At 75.3% G+C, this 11,123-nt stretch carries 14 protein-coding genes; 1 reads left to right on the top strand and 13 read right to left on the bottom strand.

All coding sequences use genetic code 11. The features are described 5' to 3' along the window. Positions 1 to 60: 60 nt before the first annotated feature. From ACOJTC_RS21325 to hisD, 11 genes are all read right to left on the bottom strand, one after another. On the bottom strand, positions 61 to 1,059 hold the full coding sequence (locus ACOJTC_RS21325) for an NADP-dependent oxidoreductase (protein ID WP_420118202.1): 999 nt from the start codon (positions 1,057 to 1,059) through the stop codon (positions 61 to 63). A gap of 46 nt (positions 1,060 to 1,105) precedes the next feature. Then, the gene (locus ACOJTC_RS21320; RefSeq protein WP_420118203.1) at positions 1,106 to 1,537 is read right to left on the bottom strand and encodes an organic hydroperoxide resistance protein; all 432 of its coding nucleotides are present in this window, start codon (positions 1,535 to 1,537) and stop codon (positions 1,106 to 1,108) included. Positions 1,538 to 1,542: 5 nt separating this feature from the next. Beyond that, entirely contained in the window at positions 1,543 to 1,989 is a 447-nt protein-coding gene (locus tag ACOJTC_RS21315) for a MarR family winged helix-turn-helix transcriptional regulator (RefSeq protein ID WP_204927738.1), read from the bottom strand. Positions 1,990 to 2,080: 91 nt separating this feature from the next. Further along, complete coding sequence (locus ACOJTC_RS21310) at positions 2,081 to 2,497, bottom strand: RidA family protein (RefSeq protein ID WP_088643062.1); 417 nt, start codon at positions 2,495 to 2,497, stop codon at positions 2,081 to 2,083. After that, a complete protein-coding gene (gene priA / locus ACOJTC_RS21305; protein ID WP_088643061.1) occupies positions 2,494 to 3,222 on the bottom strand; it encodes a bifunctional 1-(5-phosphoribosyl)-5-((5-phosphoribosylamino)methylideneamino)imidazole-4-carboxamide isomerase/phosphoribosylanthranilate isomerase PriA in 729 nt (242 codons plus the stop codon). The genes ACOJTC_RS21310 and priA overlap by 4 nt, the downstream gene beginning before the upstream one ends. A 16-nt stretch (positions 3,223 to 3,238) precedes the next feature. Beyond that, the gene (locus ACOJTC_RS21300; RefSeq protein ID WP_420118201.1) at positions 3,239 to 3,562 is read right to left on the bottom strand and encodes a hypothetical protein; all 324 of its coding nucleotides are present in this window, start codon (positions 3,560 to 3,562) and stop codon (positions 3,239 to 3,241) included. Between the two features lie 30 nt (positions 3,563 to 3,592). After that, a complete protein-coding gene (hisH, locus tag ACOJTC_RS21295; protein WP_420118200.1) occupies positions 3,593 to 4,234 on the bottom strand; it encodes an imidazole glycerol phosphate synthase subunit HisH in 642 nt (213 codons plus the stop codon). Next, positions 4,234 to 4,404 (bottom strand): hypothetical protein, encoded by a 171-nt coding sequence (locus ACOJTC_RS21290; protein WP_168222542.1) that lies wholly within the window; start codon positions 4,402 to 4,404, stop codon positions 4,234 to 4,236. The genes hisH and ACOJTC_RS21290 overlap by 1 nt, the downstream gene beginning before the upstream one ends. Positions 4,405 to 4,435: 31 nt before the next feature. Next, a complete protein-coding gene (hisB, locus tag ACOJTC_RS21285; protein ID WP_420118199.1) occupies positions 4,436 to 5,047 on the bottom strand; it encodes an imidazoleglycerol-phosphate dehydratase HisB in 612 nt (203 codons plus the stop codon). Next, a complete protein-coding gene (locus tag ACOJTC_RS21280) occupies positions 5,044 to 6,117 on the bottom strand; it encodes a histidinol-phosphate transaminase (RefSeq protein WP_420118198.1) in 1,074 nt (357 codons plus the stop codon). The genes hisB and ACOJTC_RS21280 overlap by 4 nt, the downstream gene beginning before the upstream one ends. Continuing rightward, complete coding sequence (gene hisD, locus ACOJTC_RS21275; RefSeq protein WP_204927744.1) at positions 6,114 to 7,436, bottom strand: histidinol dehydrogenase; 1,323 nt, start codon at positions 7,434 to 7,436, stop codon at positions 6,114 to 6,116. Before hisD ends, ACOJTC_RS21280 begins: the two co-directional genes overlap by 4 nt. A gap of 106 nt (positions 7,437 to 7,542) precedes the next feature. Between hisD and ACOJTC_RS21270 the strand changes: the two genes are divergently transcribed. Beyond that, positions 7,543 to 8,241 carry an LON peptidase substrate-binding domain-containing protein gene (locus ACOJTC_RS21270; protein ID WP_420118197.1) on the top strand — a complete coding sequence of 233 codons (699 nt, stop codon included), beginning with the start codon at positions 7,543 to 7,545 and terminating at the stop codon, positions 8,239 to 8,241. Here the strand turns inward: ACOJTC_RS21270 and ACOJTC_RS21265 are convergent. Both ACOJTC_RS21265 and ACOJTC_RS21260 read right to left on the bottom strand, forming a co-directional pair. Continuing rightward, the gene (locus ACOJTC_RS21265; RefSeq protein ID WP_420118196.1) at positions 8,156 to 9,169 is read right to left on the bottom strand and encodes a DUF2567 domain-containing protein; all 1,014 of its coding nucleotides are present in this window, start codon (positions 9,167 to 9,169) and stop codon (positions 8,156 to 8,158) included. The genes ACOJTC_RS21270 and ACOJTC_RS21265 overlap by 86 nt on opposite strands. Positions 9,170 to 9,225: 56 nt before the next feature. Further along, entirely contained in the window at positions 9,226 to 10,845 is a 1,620-nt protein-coding gene (locus ACOJTC_RS21260) for a MinD/ParA family ATP-binding protein (protein WP_204927747.1), read from the bottom strand. Positions 10,846 to 11,123: the final 278 nt, after the last annotated feature.

Raw genomic sequence — 11,123 nt, 5'->3', positions numbered from 1 at the left:
CCTCTTGATCACCACGGCCAGGGGGCGGGGCGGGGGCGCGGATGGGCGGGGTGGGGGGGGTTAGAGGCGGACGAGCATCTTGCCGAGGTTTTCGCCGCGCAGCAGGCCGAGGAACGCGTCGGGGGCGTTCTCGATGCCGTCGACGATCGTCTCGTCGTAGGAGAGCTTCCCCTCGCGCAGCCAGCCGGCGACCTCGGTGACGAACTGCTCGCGCAGGCCGCCGTGGTCGCCGACCAGGAAACCGCGCAGGGTGAGCCGCTTGCCGATGACCAGCGCCAGGTTGCGCGGCGCGGCCGGCGGCTCGGCCGCGTTGTACTGCGCGATCATCCCGCAGATGGCGGCCCGGCCGTGCAGGTTCATCGCGCCGATCGCCGCCTCCAGGTGCTCGCCGCCCACGTTGTCGAAGTAGACGTCGATCCCGTCCGGGGCGGCGGCCTTCAGCGCGTCGCGGACCGGCCCGTCGTGGTAGTCGAAGGCGGCGTCGAAGCCGAGTTCCGTCAACCGGGCCACCTTGGCCGGCGAGCCGGCGCTGCCGACCACCCGGCCAGCCCCCTTGAGCTTGGCGATCTGGCCGACCATGCTGCCCACCGCGCCGGCCGCGCCGGAGACGAACACCGTCTCCCCCGGCCGCATCGCCGCCACGTCGAGCAACCCGGCGTACGCGGTCAGCCCGGTCATCCCGAGCACGCTCAGGTAGGCGGTGACCGGGGCGAGGTCGGGGTCGACCCGGCGGGCGGAGCCGGCGTCGAGCAGCGCGTACTCCCGCCAGCCGAGCCCATGCAGCACGGTGTCGCCGACGCTGATCCCGTCGCCGCCGCCGGCCACCACCTCGCCGACCGCGCCACCGTCGAGCGGTGCGTCGAGGGCGAACGGCGGCACGTAGGACTTCACGTCGTTCATCCGTCCCCGCATGTACGGGTCGACCGAGATGAACCGGTTGCGGACCACGATCTGCCCCGGCCCCGGGGTGGGCACCCCGGTCTCGACGAGGCGGAAGTTGTCGGCGGTCGGCCAGCCCTGTGGGCGGGAGGCCAGGTGGATCTCACGGTTGCTGGTCATACGGTGTCGTCCTCTCGTACCCGATGGTGGTGGCCCGGTGCGGTGGTCAGGCCGCAGCGGCCTCGCGCACGGTGAGGGTCACCTCGATGTTGCCCCGGGTGGCGTTGGAGTAGGGGCAGACCTGGTGGGCCGCCTCGACGAGCTGCTGGGCGGCCGCGCGCTCGACGGCCGGCAGGTCCACCACCAGGGTGACGGCCAGACCGAAGCCGCCGCTGCCGTTCGCGCCGATACCGACCTCGGCCTCGACGACCGAGCCGGTGACGTCGGCCTTGGCCCGGCGGGCGACCACGCGCAGCGCGGAGTGGAAGCAGGCCGCGTAGCCGGCGGCGAAGAGCTGCTCGGGGTTGGCCGCGCCACCGGCGCCGCCCATCTCCTTCGGCACGGCCAGGTCCAGGTCGAGGGTGGAGTCGGAGGTGCGGACGTGGCCGTCGCGCCCGTCGCCGGTGGCCGTCGCGGAGGCGGTGTAGAGCACCTGCATGGGGATCACTGCTCCTTCTGTCGGTGGATCGTCTCGGTGACCCGGGTGAGGGTGTCGCGCAACGCGACCAGCTCGGTCTCGTCGAGGCCGGTGGAACAGGCCACCCGCAGCGGCACGTCGGTCATCCGCTGGCGCAGGGCCGCGCCCTCGGCGGTCAGCCCCACCTCCACCCGCCGCTCGTCGAGCGCGGAGCGGGTGCGGACCACCAGGCCCGCCGCCGCCAGCCGCTTGAGCAGCGGGGAGAGGGTGCCGGAGTCGAGCCGGAGCGCGGCGCCCAGCTCGGAGACCGTGGGCGGGTCGTCGCCGCGCTCCCAGAGCACCAGCAGCACCAGGTACTGCGGGTAGGTGAGCCCGAACTCGTCGAGGATGGGCCGGTACACGTCGGTGAGCGCCCGGGAGGCCGCATAGAGCGCGAAGCAGACCTGATCGCGCAACACCAGATGGTCACTCACCCGGCAAAGGTAGCCCGCAATTCAATTGCGCACAACTTATCTGGGCCGGGAGTGACACCCGTCTCCCGAACCGACCGACCGGCCGGGCCGGTCAGGACGGCGGGAGGTGCGCCTCCAACTCGATCTCGACCAGATGGTCCGGATCGAGCAGGCCGGCCACCACCACCATCGTGGCGGCCGGCCGGACCGCGCCGAAGACCGCCTGGTGCGCCCGGCCCACCTCGTCGACGAAGAGCCGGTCGGTCACGTACATCCGGGTCCGCACCACGTCGGTCGGGCCCGCGCCCACCTCGGCCAGCGCGGACAGGCCGATGCGCAACGCCTGGGCGGTCTGCGCCGCCGCGTCACCGACGTGCGTCACCACCCCGTCGACGGTCGACGTGCAGCCCGACGTCCAGGCCGAACGGCCGGCCCGGACCACCCGGGAGTAGCCGTACCGGGCCTCCCACGGGCCGCCCGAGCCGAGCCGGGTGACGGTCCCGTCGTCCGGGTCCGCCGCGTCGGTCACCCCGCGGCCCGCAGCGTCGCCAACGCCTCGGCCACCGTGAACGCGCCCGCGTACAGCGCCTTACCGGCGATCACACCCTCCACGCCGGCCTCCTCCAGGGTCGCCAGGGCCCGCAGGTCCTCCAGGGTCGACACACCACCCGAGGCGATCACCGGGGCGTCGGTACGGGCACAGACCTCACGCAGCAGGTCCAGGTTCGGCCCGCGCATCGTGCCGTCCTTGGTGATGTCGGTCACCACGTACCGGGACGCACCGGCGGCGTCCAGCCGGGCCAGCACCTCCCACAGGTCACCGCCGTCGCGGGTCCAGCCCCGCGCCGAGAGGGTACGACCCCGCACGTCCAGACCGATCGCCACCCGGTCGCCGTACTCGGCGCAGATCCGGTCGCACCACTGCGGGTCCTCCAACGCGGCGGTGCCGATGTTCACCCGCGCCGCGCCGGTGCCCAGCGCGGCGCGCAGCGACGCGTCGTCGCGGATGCCACCGGAGAGTTCCACCCGCACGTCCAGCTTGCCGACCACCTCGGCCAGCAGGGCGGCGTTGGAGCCCCGGCCGAAGGCGGCGTCCAGGTCGACCAGGTGGATCCACTCCGCGCCGTCGTTCTGCCAGGCCAACGCCGCGTCGAGCGGGTCGCCGTAGGCGGTCTCGCTGCCGGCGGCGCCCTGCACCAGCCGGACGGCCTGGCCGTCGGCGACGTCCACGGCGGGCAACAGGGTCAGGCTCACGTTTCCTACTCCTCGTTCAGATCCGACGGTCCAGGGCGATCACCACGATCGCCGGCAGGACCAGAAGCAACAGCACGACCAGCACCACCCGCAGCGCGAGATCGTCGACGAACACCCAGATCAGCGCCAGCGCCGCCGCGGTCAACCCGATGATGGCGGCCCGCTCACCCCGGGTGCGGCGGGCCAGCCGGCCCGTCCGGCCCCGCCGCCACTGCGGGGTGGCCCGGCGGACCAGGGCGCGGCGACGCTGCCGACGGGCCAACTTGCGCTGACGTACGACGCGGTCGCGGGCCGCCTCCGCCTCCCGGACGGCCCGCCGACGGGCCCGCTCCTTACTCACCGCGCACCCGGTCCGGTGCGGCCGCGCGTCTCAGTCAACCGTGGCCAGCCAGTTGCGCAGCAGCACGGCACCGGTCTCGGCCGACTTCTCCGGGTGGAACTGGGCCGCCGACAGCGGACCCCACTCCACCGCCGCGACGAAGTCCGCGCCGTGGTGGGCGGTGGTCACCCGGGCGCCCGCCTCGCGCAACGACGCCTGGTCGAGCACCCCGTAGGAGTGCACGAAGTAGAACCGGCTGTCGGCGGGCAGCCCGGCGAAGAGCACCGACCCGTCCGGTGGGGTCACCGTGTTCCAGCCCATGTGCGGCAGCCGGTCGGCGGGCAGCCGGGTCACCCCGCCCGGCAGCAGCCCCAGCCCCTTGGTCACCACACCGTGCTCGTCGCCGTGGGCGAAGAGCACCTGCATGCCGACGCAGATGCCGAGCACCGGACGGCCGGCGGCGACCCGTTCGGCGATCACCGGGCCGGCACCCGACGCCTCGATCCCGGCCATGCAGGCCGCGTACGCCCCGACACCCGGCAACACCAGGCGGTCGGCCCCGGCGGCGGCGGACAGGTCGGCGGTGACCGTCACGTCCGCCCCGGCGTGGGCCAGGGCCCGCTCGGCCGAACGCAGGTTGCCCGAGCCGTAGTCGAGCACCACGATCCGCTTGCCGGTGCCGTGCGCGCCCATCAGCCCTCCCCGGGTAGCAGCCAGAGCACCCCGCCGACGGTGGCCAGCACGGCGAGCAGCCCGGTGACCACGATCGCACCGCGCGGCGCGTCCTGCCGGTACAACGACCAGGCCCCACCGACCAGGATGCCGGCGAGGATCAGCAGCAGGGTCGGCAGCACCGGGCCCATCAGCGCCGCCCTCCGGCCCCGACCGGGCCGCTCACAGCGCGCCCTTGGTGCTGGGCACCACACCGGCGCTGCGCGGGTCGAGCGCGGTGGCCTCCCGCAGCGCCCGGGAGACCGCCTTGAACTGGGCCTCCACCACGTGGTGCGCGTCCGGGTGACCGCCCGGCCGGGCCGCGCGCAGCACGTCCACGTGCAGGGTGACCCGGGCCGCCTGGCCGAAGGACTCCCAGATGTGCCGGGTCATGCTGGTCGGGTAGACCGGCCCGATGTACGGCGACAGCGCCGGCTCGTCGTGCACCACGTACGGGCGGCCGGACAGGTCGACGGCGGCCCGGACGAGCACCTCGTCCATCGGGACGGTGGCCGAGCCGTACCGCCGGATGCCGGCCTTGTCCCCCAGCGCCTGGTCGAACGCGGCACCCAGGGCCAGCGCGGTGTCCTCCATCGTGTGGTGGGCGTCGATCTCCAGGTCGCCGACGGTGCGCACGGTCAGGTCGAAGCCGCCGTGCCGGGCGATCTGGTGGAGCATGTGGTCGTAGAAGCCGACCCCGGTGCTGATCTCGGCCCGGCCGGTGCCGTCGAGGTCGATCTCGACGAGGACCTTGGTCTCCTTGGTGATCCGTTCCACCCGGGCGGTGCGGCTCATGACAGTTTCTCCATCGCGGTGAGGAAGGCGTCGGTCTCGGCGGGGGTGCCGGCGGTGACCCGCAGCCAGCCGGGCAGGCCCACGTCGCGCACCAGCACCCCGGCGTCGAGCAGGGTCCGCCAGGCCGCCGACTGGTCGTCGCCGACGGCGAACAGCACGAAGTTGGCGTCGCTGTCGGCCACCCGGTGCCCCCGGGCCCGCAGGGTGGTCACGATCCGGTCCCGCTGCTCCTTGATCGCGTCGACGGTGCCCAGCAGGACGTCGCGGTGGGCCAGCGCCGCGCGGGCGGCGGCCTGGGTGAGCGACGAGAGGTGGTACGGCAGCCGGACGAGTTGCACCGCCGCCACCACCGCCGGGTCGGCGACCAGGTAACCCAGCCGGCCACCGGCGAACCCGAACGCCTTGCTCATCGTCCGGGTCACCACCAGCCGCGGGTGCCCGGTGAGCAGGGTCAGGGCGCTGACCGTGCCGGGCCGGGCGAACTCGGCGTACGCCTCGTCGAGGACCACCATGCCGGGGGCGACGTCGAGGACGGCGGCGACCACCGCCGGGTCGAGCGCGGTGCCGGTCGGGTTGTTCGGCGAGCACAGGCAGACCACGTCGGGGCGGTGCGCCCGGACCTCGGCGCCCGCCTCGTCGGCGGTCAGCCCGAAGTCCACCCCCCGCTGCGCCGGCACCCACCGGGTGCCGGTGCCCAGGGACAGCAACGGGTGCATCGAGTACGCCGGCACGAAGCCCAACGCGCTGCGCCCCGGCCCGCCGAACGCCTGCAGGAGCTGCTGCTGGATCTCGTTGGAGCCGTTGGCCGCCCAGACCTGGTCGGCGGTGATCCCGTGCCCGAGGTAGCCGGCCAGGTCGGCGCGCAGCGCCACCGCCTCGCGGTCCGGGTAGCGGTTGAGGTCGCGCAACTCGGCGGCGAGCGCCTTGCCGATCGCCTCCACCACCGGCTCGGGCACGGCGTAGGAGTTCTCGTTGGTGTTCAACCGGACCGCCACGTCGAGCTGCGGTGCCCCGTACGGCGACCGGCCCCGCAGGTCGTCGCGGATCGGCAGGTCGTCCAGGGTGGTCACGACGCCTCCCCGGCGAACCGCACGGCGACCGCCTGCCCGTGCGCCGGCAGGTCCTCCACGGTGGCCAGGGTCACCACGTGCGGCGCGACGTCGCGCAGCGCCTCGCGGGTGTACTCCACCAGGTGCACCCCGCGCAGGAAGGACTGCACGGACAGCCCCGACGAGTGCCGGGCGCAGCCCCCGGTGGGCAGCACGTGGTTGGAGCCGGCGCAGTAGTCGCCGAGCGACACCGGCGCCCACGGCCCGATGAAGATCGCCCCGGCGTTGCGCACCCGCAGCGCCCAGTCGCGGGCGTCCCGGGTCTGGATCTCCAGGTGCTCGGCGGCGTACGCGTCGACCACCCGCAGCCCGTCGGCCAGGTCGTCGACCAGCACGACGCCGCTCTGCTCCCCGCCGAGCGCGGTGCCGACCCGCTCGGCGTGCTTGGTCGCCGGCACCTGCCGGGCCAGCTCCCGGTCGACCGCGTCGGCCAGCTCGACCGACGGGGTGACCAGCACGCTGGCCGCCAACGGGTCGTGCTCGGCCTGGCTGATCAGGTCGGCGGCGACGTGCGCCGGGTCGGCGGTGTCGTCGGCCAGCACGGCGATCTCGGTCGGTCCGGCCTCGGCGTCGATGCCGACCACGCCGCGCAGCAGCCGCTTGGCGGCGGTCACCCAGATGTTGCCCGGCCCGGTGATCATGTCGACCGGCGCGCAGCGCCGGGTGCCCTCGGCGTCGACGGTCGACCCGTACGCCAGCATGGCGACCGCCTGGGCGCCGCCGACGGCGTACACCTCGTCGACGCCGAGCAGCGCGCAGGCGGCGAGGACCCGGGCGTCCGGCAGGCCGCCGTTGTCCTGCTGCGGCGGGCTGGCCACCACCAGCGAGCGGACCCCGGCCGCCTGGGCCGGCACCACGTTCATCACCACGGTCGACGGGTACATCGCCAGCCCGCCGGGGACGTAGAGGCCGACCCGGTCGACCGGCACCCAGCGCTCGGTGACCGTGCCGCCCGGCACGACCTGGGTGGTGTGGTCGGTGCGCCGCTGGTCGTCGTGCACCCGACGGGCGCGGGCGATCGACTCCAGCAGCGCGGCCCGCACGTCGGGGTCGAGCACCCCCTCGGCCGCGGTGATCGCCTCGGTCGGGACCCGCAGCACCGGCGGGCAGACGCCGTCGAACCGTTCGCTGGCCTCCCGGATCGCCGGGTACCCATGGTCCCGGACCGCCTCGACGAGCGGGCGGATCCGCTCGACCGCCACGGAGACGTCGAGCTGGGCACGGGGCAGCAGGCGACGCGGGTCGGAAACCCCGCCGCGCAGGTCGATCCGTTTCAACACGCCCCCGAGTCTAGGCGGCGGCCCGCAGGGCGACCCGCGCCGCCCGCACCGCGGGACGGTGAGCCGGGACACGCCGACCGCGCCGGATCGGGCTACGCTCGGACGCGTGACCGCACGGCTGCCGGTGTTTCCCCTCGCAACGGTGCTCTTCCCGGGTCTGGTGCTGCCGTTGCACATCTTCGAGGAGCGGTACCGCCACCTGGTGCGGGACCTGGTCGGGCGGCCCGAGGGGGTGCCCCGCGAGTTCGGTGTGGTGGCCATCCGCTCCGGCTGGGAGGTCGCCCCGGGCGCGGGCAGGGCCACCCCGGGCGGCGGCGAGGTGACCCTGCACGAGGTGGGCTGCACCGCCGAGCTGCGGCAGGTCACCGAGCTGGACGACGGTGGCTTCGACATCGTCACGGTGGGCCGGCGGCGGTTCCGGGTCGCCGAGGTCGACCGGGAGGCCGCCCCCTACCTGACCGCCGACGTCGAGTGGCTGCCCGAGCCGGCTGGCCCGGACGAGGCCGCCGAGCTGCTGGCGGCCCGGGTGATCGCGGTGTTCCGGCAGTACCTGGGCCTGATCCGGGACGACCCGCAGGAGCTGTCCGAGCAGCTCCCGGAGGACCCGACGGTGCTGTCGCACCTGGTGGCGGCCACCGCCGTGCTGACCCTGGCCGACCGGCAACGGCTGCTCGCCATCGACGACACCGCCGCCCGGCTCCGCGCCGAGCTGCGGCTGCTCAACCGCGAGTCGGCCCTGCTGCGCCAGGTGCGGGCGGTTCCGGTGCCGCTGTCGGAGCTGGCGTCCCCGCCGGCCCCCAACTGACCCCGCCCGCCGGGCCGACCTCGCCCGGCGTACCGGCCGCCCCCGGCGGGCCGCCCCCGTCGGGCGCACCGACCGTGCCCGGCGCGTCCGGCCAGCCGGGGCCGCCGGGCTCCGGCTCCGGGCGCAGCGACGGCCACCGCGACCAGCCGGCCAGCAGGGTGTACGTGACGGCGGCGGCGAACGCGGCCAGCAGCAGGTTGCCGTACGGCACGGGCAGCACGCCGAAGAGCCGGTCGATGCCCCCGGCCCGCAGGTCGGCCGGCTTGCCGAAGGACGTGCCGGCGGGGGCGGTGTCGAGCAGCCGCTGGTAGCCGTCCAGCCCGACCCGGCGGCCCACCTGCCAGGCGACCAGGGCGGCGCCGAGCGCGCCGACGGTCAGCGCGACCAGGTTCACCGGACCCCGGCGGCGGCGCAGCAGCGTCCACACCGCGATCGCGGCGAGCACCCCGAACCCGATCCCGAGCAGGCTGAACCAGCCGTCGGCGGCGATCGGCTGTTCCGGCTGGGGTTGGGCGTAGACGGCCCCCTCGGCGGTCTTGAGCACGGGGGTGTCCGGGGCCAGCGCCGCCCAGAGCAGCCCCAGCGGCACCCCCAACGCGGTCAGGCCCAGCACCAGGCCGGCCGCCACCGCCCGGGTGTGCCGGGGCCGCTGCTGCACCGGCTGCACCGGCCAGCCGGACGGCGGCGGCCACGGCAGGTACGACCCACCCGGGTCGTGGCCGGGCGCGGTCGGTTCGGGTCCGGTCGCGGCGTGGCCGGGCGCGGTCGGTTCGGGTCCCGGCGGGGTCGGGGCGTACCCGGGCCCGGCCGGTGGCCCGTCAGCGGACGGTCCGTCGGCCGGTGTCCCGGTCGGGACGGCGTGCGGGGTGGGCGCGGCACCCGCCGGGGTGTCGGCGGGGCGGTGCGGATCGGGGGTGTCCGGGCTCACCCGATGATCCTCTCAGGCCGGGCGGTACGGCGGGGCGGCGGAGCCCGTACCACCCCTCACCGGGCGAACGGTTCCAGCATCACCGAGGCCGCCCGCAGCCACGCGGCCCGGGTCTCCGCCTGGAGCTGGTGGTACTCGATCGACGAGCCGGTCTCCAGCACCGGGTCGTACGGCACGACGGCGACGGCCCGGGTGCGGGTGGCGAAGTGCCGCTCCAGGTCGTCCTGGAGCGTCGACCGGCCGGGGGTGGGGCAGGAGATCAGGGTGACCGCGTTGTCGGCCAGCTCACCCATGCCCTCCTCGTGCAGCAGGTCGAGCATCCAGTCGGCGCTGAACGCGGCGTCCTCGCGGGGCACGGTGGTCACCACGAGCTGGTCGGCGGCGTGCATGACCGTCCGCCAGTTGGGGCTCTCCACGTTGTTGCCGGTGTCCACGCAGACCACGTCGTGGGTACGGCGCAGCAGCTCCAGCACCCGCTTGACGGTGAACTGGTCGAGCCGCTGGGCGAACCGGGGGCTCTCCTCCCCGGCCAGCACGTCGTACGAGCCGTCGGAGGCGTGCCGCAGGTAGTCGTCGAGGGATTCCAGCAGCTCCGCGCCGTCGCGGATCTCGATGTGCGCCAGGTCGCTGATCAGGTGCCGGATCGTCCGGGCGTGCCGGGCGCTGCCGGCGCGCAGGCCGAGGGTGCCGCGCAGCTCGTTGTCGTCCCAGGCGAGCACGCCCCGGCCCCGGACGCTGCCGACGGTGGCGGCGGCGAGCACCGTGGCGGTGGTCTTGTGCACCCCGCCCTTGGGGTTGGCGAACGCCAGCACCCGGGGGGTGCCGAGGTCGCGGCGGAGGATGCCGGCGGCCCGTTCCTGCTCGTCCTGGGGGCCCTGCTGACGCCACTCGATGCGGGCCGGCTCGATCCGGGCCGGGTAGCCCCGGTCGGCGGTCACCGCCGGCGGATACGCCGCCGGCTCGGGCTGGTACGTCGGTTCCGGTTGGTAGGTCGGTTCCGGCTGGTACGTCGGTTCGGGCTGGTAGACCGGCTCCGGCTGGTACGTCGGCGTCGCCGGGTAGCCGGGCTCGGGATACGCCGCCGGCTCGGGGTAGGCGGGTTGCGGCGGTTGGTACGTCGGCTCGGGGGGTGCGTAGCCGGGTGCGCGGTAACCGTTGTCGAGCAGCGCGTAGCGGGACTCGGGGGGCGGCGGCTCGGCCCGGTAGCCGTTGTCGAGCAGCGCGTAGCGGGACGGGACGACCGGCGGCTCCGGCGGCCGGGCCGGCTCCGGCAGGTATCCGGGGTCGGCCGGGTAGCCGCCGGGGGCGCGGTAGCCGGGATCGGCCGGATAGCCCGGGTCGGCCCGGTAACCCTGGTCGACCGGATAGCCGGGGTCGGCGCGGTGGCCCGGGTCCGCCCGGTAGGCGGCGCCGGCGCGGTAGCCCGGGTCGGGGGCGTAGCCGGGATCGGGGCCGTAGCCCGGGTCGGGCGGTGGCGGCACGGCGGCCGATCCCCGGCCGGACCAGCCACCGCCGGGCATCCGGCCGGGCAGCGGCTCCCGGGGCGCGTCCTCGCCCCGGCGGTCCGGCTCCGCCGGTTCGGCGGCGCGCCCGCCGAGGCGGGCGCGCTCGAAGAGCGTCCGCCATCGCGGTGCCGGTTCGGCCGACCGGCCCCAGCCGGTCTCGGTGCCGTCCAAGGCTCGCCCTCCCGCGCCGTCGATCTCCGCCTGACAGGCTACGAACGAAACCCTATTCGGACCACACCGGTCTGCACACATCTGCCGGGGACAATACTTACCGCGATCGGACGCGAGACGCACCGCGACGGGCGTCCGGGGAGGTGGGGCGGGGGTCGGTGCCGGCCGGCCCCACCCCGTGCCGGGCGGCGCCGGTACCGGACCGCGCACAGCGGGGGCCCCTTCCGACGCATCGCCCAGCCCCGCGCCCCCACCGGACGCCGCCCCCGGACGGCCGG

The organism is Micromonospora sp. (genome assembly GCF_048594385.1).
In the GTDB taxonomy this organism is placed as follows: domain Bacteria; phylum Actinomycetota; class Actinomycetes; order Mycobacteriales; family Micromonosporaceae; genus Micromonospora; species Micromonospora wenchangensis.
This window is presented reverse-complemented; position numbering and strand designations above follow the sequence as displayed.